General features: G+C 66.7%; 4 protein-coding genes. 3 read left to right on the top strand and 1 reads right to left on the bottom strand.

The genetic code is table 11. From position 1 onward, the window contains the following. The 3 genes from WA702_RS14795 to WA702_RS14785 form a co-directional block, all read left to right on the top strand. On the top strand, positions 1-194 hold a 194-nt coding region (locus WA702_RS14795), incomplete at its 5' end, for a 3-deoxy-7-phosphoheptulonate synthase (protein ID WP_425111280.1). Positions 195-196: 2 nt separating this feature from the next. Continuing rightward, the gene (locus WA702_RS14790; RefSeq protein ID WP_425111279.1) at positions 197-550 is read left to right on the top strand and encodes a diacylglycerol kinase; all 354 of its coding nucleotides are present in this window, start codon (positions 197-199) and stop codon (positions 548-550) included. Positions 551-558: 8 nt separating this feature from the next. Further along, the gene (locus WA702_RS14785; protein ID WP_425111278.1) at positions 559-2,316 is read left to right on the top strand and encodes an NAD+ synthase; all 1,758 of its coding nucleotides are present in this window, start codon (positions 559-561) and stop codon (positions 2,314-2,316) included. A gap of 92 nt (positions 2,317-2,408) precedes the next feature. On the opposite strand, the gene WA702_RS14780 is transcribed toward WA702_RS14785, so the two are convergent. Next, the gene (locus WA702_RS14780) at positions 2,409-3,581 is read right to left on the bottom strand and encodes a DUF2865 domain-containing protein (RefSeq protein WP_425111277.1); all 1,173 of its coding nucleotides are present in this window, start codon (positions 3,579-3,581) and stop codon (positions 2,409-2,411) included. Positions 3,582-3,735: the final 154 nt, after the last annotated feature.

Below are 3,735 nucleotides of genomic sequence, written 5' to 3'. Positions count from 1 at the left end.
GCAAGGACGTCACCGAATGCACCGGCGGCGCGCGGGCCATCACCGACGAGGATCTCAACGATCGCTATCACACGGTCTGCGATCCCCGGCTGAATGCCGAGCAGTCGATCGACATGGCTTTCCTGATCGCCGAGCTGCTGAAGCAGCGGCGCGGCGGCAAGGATGCGCCGATGCCGGCCGTCGCGGGATTGTAAGGGTGCTGCGACTCTGGCGCGCCACCATCAATTCGCGCAACGGGTTGGCTTTCGCAGTCCACTCCGAGCAGGCGGTGCGCGAAGAGCTGGTTGCGCTGCTCCTGGCGCTGCCGCTCGCCTGGTTGGTCGGCACCACCGCGATGCGCACGGTCGAGCTGGTCTGCGCGGTGGCGCTGGTGCTGGTGGTCGAATTGCTCAACACCGCGATCGAGAAGCTCGCCGACCGCCTGACCACCGAGCACGATCTGCAGATCGGCCGGGTCAAGGATCTCGGCTCGGCCGCGGTCGGGGTGGCGCTTTTGATGTCGGGCGCTTTCTGGCTGTTTGCGCTCGCCGAGCGCGTCGGCCTGCTCTGAGTTGATCGATGGGCACATCCGCCGATAGTTTCAGGATCACGCTGGCGCAGCTCAATCCTGCGGTCGGCGATATCGCGGGCAACGCTGCGAAGGTGCGTGCGGCACGGGCGCAAGCTGCGCGCGACGGCGCGGACCTGGTGCTGCTGCCGGAGCTGTTTCTCTGCGGCTATCCGCCGGAGGATCTGGTGCGCAGGCCCGCCTTCGTGGCGGCCTGCCGCGCGGCGGTGGAAGCGCTGGCGCGCGAGACCGCCGATGGTGGCCCGGCGGTGTTGATCGGCACGCCCTGGCTCGAGGATGGCAAGCTCTACAATGCCTGTGCGCTGCTCGATGGCGGTCGTATCGCAGGCCTGCGCTTCAAGGCCAATTTGCCGAACTACGGCGTGTTCGACGAGAAGAGGCTGTTCGCGCGGGGTCCGGCCGCTGGTCCCATGAGCGTGCGCGGGGTGCGCATCGGCGTGCCGATCTGCGAGGACATCTGGCTCGAGGAATCCGAGGACTACGAGAACGTGGTCGAGACCCTGGCCGAGACCGGCGCGGAGATCATCCTGGTGCCGAACGCGTCGCCTTACGCGCGCGACAAGAATGACCTGAGGCTGTCGGTTGCCGTGGCGCGCGTCACCGAAAGCGGGCTGCCGCTGGTCTATCTCAACCAGATCTGCGGCCAGGACGAGCTGGTGTTCGACGGGGCATCCTTCGTGCTCAATGCCGACCTCTCGGTCGCCGCGCAACTACCGGCCTTCGTCGAGCAGGTCACGACGCTGAGTTTCGCGCGCGGCGACGATGGCTGGCACTGCAGGGGGCCGGTCACGCCGCTGCCGGAGGGCGACCAGGCCGACTACGCGGCCTGCGTGCTGGGCCTGCGCGATTACGTTCGCAAGAACGGCTTTGCCAGTGTGCTGCTCGGCATTTCCGGCGGCATCGATTCCGCGCTGTGTGCGGCGATCGCGGTCGACGCGTTGGGGGCCGACAAGGTCCGCGGCGTGATGCTGCCATATCGCTACACCGCGCAGGTGTCGCTGGATGACGCCGCGGCGCTGGCGCGACATCTGGGCATCAATTACGAGGTGCTGCCGATCGCGGACGCCGTCGAAGGTTTCGAGAACGTGCTGGCAAAACCCTTCGTCGGCCTGCCGCTCGATATCACCGAGGAGAATCTGCAGGCGCGTGCCCGCGGCACGGTACTGATGGCGCTGTCCAACAAGACGGGCGCGATGGTCGTCACCACCGGCAACAAGTCGGAAATGTCGGTCGGTTACGCCACGCTCTATGGCGACATGAACGGCGGCTTCAACCCGATCAAGGATATCTACAAGACCGAGGTGTTCCGTCTTGCGGCGTTGCGCAACGCCTGGAAGCCGGAGGATGCGCGGGGGCCGTCAGGCGGGGTCATCCCACCTGGGATCATCGCGCGGCCGCCGAGCGCGGAGTTGCGCGCCGATCAGACCGATCAGGATTCGCTGCCGCCTTATGAGGTGCTGGATGACATCCTGCAGCGGCTGGTCGAAAAGGAAGAGACGCTGGCCGAGATCGTCGCGGCCGGTTTGGATTCTGACACCGTGGCACGGATCGATCAGCTGCTGACGAGGGCCGAATACAAGCGGCGGCAGGCACCGCCCGGTGTGAAGGTGACCAGCCGCAATTTCGGCCGCGACCGCCGCTATCCCATCACCAATGGTTTTCGCGACGCGGCCTCGCCATTGCCGGCGCCGGACGACGGCCTGGTATCGCGCGCCGGTCGTGCCTCGATCGACGCGTTCGAAGGGTAGGACGGGTTGTATCGGACACGAATCGAAGGAGTCGCTGGGATCTCGAACCACCTCTCCCCATCGGGGAGAGGTGAACCCGGCGCGGGCTTCGGTTAGTGCGTCGGCGGGATGAAAGTCGGGCCGACAGAGCGGATCTGCTTGCTGTCGGTGGCAGGGCCGGTGCTGGTCGTCGGATCGGGGGTGGTCGGGACGGAGGCTTCCGGCGTCGCCACGGCGCCCCTCTTCGCGGCCTTGCCGGTCTGGCGCTGCTGCATCCGCTTGGCGTTTTCCTCGGTGACAATGATGTCGCCCTGCTGCGCCGCCTCCGCCTTGTCATCGATCGACTTCAGCGCATCGGCCCAGGTCTGGCCCGGTGCCCTGCAGGAGCAGGTCGGGCTGAACTCGGTGCGATAGTGGAAGGCGTTCGGCAGCGCCGAGTAGGGCTGGCCGTTGACCGACACCGCCTGGTTCATGTCCTCGCCGGGATTGCGGTAGGTGTAGAGGTTGGCCTCGGTCGCCGGGCACTGCGCATGGCAGGCGCGCTCGTCATCGGCGAAGCGTCCGGGCACGGTGGCAAACGAGATCGGGAAATAGGCGCCGTCGCAGGTGCGCACGCAGACGGTGCGATAGGTGCCCGACGGCGGCGCGAGATCGGCGCTCGGCGGCGGCAGCGAGGCCGCCGGATTGGTGTTGTTGGCGTCGCCCCCGCCGAACAAATTGGTGAGGAAGTTGCCCGGGCCGCCGCCGCCACCGCGCGGGGCGTTGGCGTATTGCTGATATTGCGGGCCGCACTGGTTCTGGCCGAGCGAGATCAGCACCGAACGCCGCTGATTGTCGCGTTCCGAACCGCCCCCAGGTCCGCCGCGCAGCCGCTCCAGGCTGTTGTTGATCTGGTCCATGTTGGCGCGCATCTGCTGGATCTGGGTGTTGACCGGACCGCATTCAGCCGAGCGGCCGGAGAACATCGAGAAGAAGCCGTTGTTGTCGCAGCCCATGCGCTTGCCCTGCAGCGTGACGCGTTCGAGCTCGCTTTGCTGCTTGGCGGCTGCCTCCTGATAGCGGCGGATCTGGTCGTCGCGCGCCGGATCGCTGCTGCCGCCGCGGTCGATGGCCACGAGCTGCGCCTCCAGCCGCGGGCAGATCGGGTTGACCGCCGGCTGGCCGGCATTCGGCTGCGGATAGCTCTCAGACTGGGCGAAGGCGTTCGGCCCGGACAGGGCCAGTCCAAGCAGCGCGGTACACGCCAAAAGACGGCGAGACAGACGTGGAGACAGTGAAGCGATCAAGATGCGGTATTCCGGTGAAAGGGTGCCGCGGAGCTAGCACAGCATTCGGAAAAATCGCGGCAATTGCCGCATCCCTTAGCGGCTTCTCGCGGCAGCGTCACGTCGTTTCCACGGCACCTATGTGGCGGGAACCCAACTAGCGCTGGCAGGTGAT

The organism is Bradyrhizobium sp. (genome assembly GCF_049798375.1).
Classification (GTDB): Bacteria; Pseudomonadota; Alphaproteobacteria; order Rhizobiales; family Xanthobacteraceae; genus Bradyrhizobium.
This window is presented reverse-complemented; position numbering and strand designations above follow the sequence as displayed.

What these genes read in the sequence shown, in the direction of transcription:
- WA702_RS14785 (WP_425111278.1), top strand. Translation starts at nt 559, where the DNA reads ATGGGCACATCCGCCGATAGTTTCAGGATCACGCTGGCGCAGCTCAAT.